This is a genomic window from Providencia sp. JGM181 (genome assembly GCF_018257375.1).
GTDB lineage: Bacteria > Pseudomonadota > Gammaproteobacteria > Enterobacterales > Enterobacteriaceae > Providencia > Providencia lanzhouensis.
The window spans coordinates 1-1713 of the sequence record NZ_JAERJY010000253.1; the positions used below are offsets into that span (position 1 = coordinate 1).

At 41.0% G+C, this 1713-nt stretch carries 2 protein-coding genes; one reads left to right on the forward strand and one right to left on the reverse strand.

Annotated elements, in window-relative coordinates; genetic code table 11:
- The first annotated feature begins 164 nt into the window (after positions 1-164).
- Positions 165-1220 (forward strand): L,D-transpeptidase family protein, encoded by a 1056-nt coding sequence (locus tag JK188_RS17270; protein ID WP_036950414.1) that lies wholly within the window; start codon positions 165-167, stop codon positions 1218-1220.
- Positions 1221-1323: 103 nt separating this feature from the next.
- Here JK188_RS17270 and JK188_RS17275 read toward each other — a convergent pair whose 3' ends face one another.
- Complete coding sequence (locus JK188_RS17275) at positions 1324-1560, reverse strand: major outer membrane lipoprotein (protein ID WP_004263789.1); 237 nt, start codon at positions 1558-1560, stop codon at positions 1324-1326.
- Positions 1561-1713: the final 153 nt, after the last annotated feature.

Sequence of the window (1713 nt, forward strand, 5' to 3'; positions counted from 1 at the left end):
CTGTATTTTATTGCTAAACTAACAATGGCGAGACAAAATTAGCTCACATTCAAATTATTAGCAGACTAAAATATTTATTAAGTATTAAAGATATTCGAGATAGTTGCTATTATGAGCGATATTGTTTGAATTTTGTAATGAATCTTATTTTCCTTGGAGTAGGTATGAAAAGAGTTTTGACGGCGGTAAGTCTGTTTGTCATGAGTGCGGTGCTGGCACCAGCGCAGGCTAAAGATTATCCATTACCCAATAACAACACACGCCTGATCGGGGAAAATATCACCTATGTGGTGCCTAACGATGGACGTCCACTGGAAGCTATCGCAAGCGACTATCAGATTGGTTTGTTGGCGATGTTAGAGGCGAACCCAGGAACAGACCCTTATTTACCTGAAGTGGGTAAGCCACTGATTATTCCTGCTCAAATGTTATTACCTTCGACACCGCGTACCGGTATCGTGATTAACTTAGCGGAAATGCGTCTTTATTATTACCCTGAAAATAGCCATAAAGTGGCTGTGTATCCGATCGGTATTGGTCAGCTAGGACGAGATACACCTGAAATGGTGACGTCCATTAGCCAATTGATTAAAGACCCTACATGGACACCAACCACCAATATCCGTAAACATTATGCACAGCAGGGTATCACACTCCCGGCGGTGGTACCTGCTGGTCCAGAAAATCCGATGGGACTGTATGCGTTACGCCTGTCTTATGGTCGTGGTGAATATTTGATCCACGGTACAAACGCCAATTTTGGTATTGGTATGCGTGTTAGCTCTGGCTGTATTCGTCTACGCCCAGATGATATTAAAGCACTGTTTACTAACGTACCAAAAGGAACGCGCGTTCAAGTTATCGATCAGCCAGTTAAATATGCAAAAGAGCCAGATGGTAGCTATTACATTGAAGTGCATCAGCCACTGTCACGTAAAGACAGTGATGACCCACAGACAATGCCAATCAAGCTGACTGAAGATTTCCAAGCGTTTTTAGCGAGTAACCCAGGCATTGATAAAGCGAAAGTTCAAGCAGAGTTGTCTAGACGTTCAGGATTGCCTGTAAGGGTTAATGTTGGGGATGATTCAGAATCGATGAAACGCGATTATCAGCAATTAAAACCCATTGCGCCATTCACGATTACTCAACCACAACCTGTGTTTGAAGGAGAAGTGAAGTCTTCAATTCCTGCCAAATATCAGTCATTTAAAAGCTAATGACTGCCTTAAATCAGTTTTGAAGTAAAAAATAAGGGCCTATAAAATAGGCCCTCAACAATAATTCAGCTATTAAGCTTTTCTAGATAACATCAAGCCGGACTTATTTTTTGTAAGTACGTACTTGGTTGTCCAGACGTTGGTTTGCACGAGCTGCTTCTTCTTGTGCAGTTTGTACATCAGAACGCAGAGACTGAACGTCGTTGCTCAGTTGGTCAACTTTACCGTTCAGAGTTTGCACGTCTGAAGAGAGCTTTTGCACTTCAGTGCTGTTAGAACAACCCGCCAGTAATGCTGAAGCTAATACGATAGAGCCCAGTACAATTTTAGTACGAATCATTATTTTACCCTCTAGATTGATTTATCTTGAAAATATAAAAGCAAGTAACCAAAAAATAGACTTAAGAGCGTTATCTTAAAGCTACCTCTATCCCTTTAAAACAACCTAATGTAAATTAGGGTATGGTACTTACTAAGTCTTATGCTAGTACGT